Annotated in this window: 1 pseudogene; it reads left to right on the plus strand. The window is 62.3% G+C overall.

What is annotated here, in order from left to right:
• Positions 1-55 precede the first annotated feature (55 nt).
• Positions 56-236: pseudogene (locus tag KJQ96_RS39570) on the plus strand (hypothetical protein); the annotation flags it as partial.

Consider the following 236-nt stretch of genomic DNA (forward strand, 5'->3'; position numbering starts at 1 on the left):
TGCCGATCCGCATACAACGACTGACGTACCGCAAACCCGAACGACAGAGGAACAGGTGGCGGCCGCATCTGCCGTCGCGGAGCGAATGTCGGCCCCGACCTTGGATGCGTTGCTGGACGCTCTCGTAGCCGTTCTCGTGGCAGGTCCCGACGTCAAGTCGGTCGCGGACCTGGCCGGTAAGACAATTGCGATCGATGATAGATACTCCGAGTCGTCGATCAGGCGCGTCAGGACGG

Origin of the sequence: Bradyrhizobium sp. sGM-13, from assembly GCF_018398875.1 — a bacterium.
Taxonomy (GTDB): Bacteria; Pseudomonadota; Alphaproteobacteria; order Rhizobiales; family Xanthobacteraceae; genus Bradyrhizobium.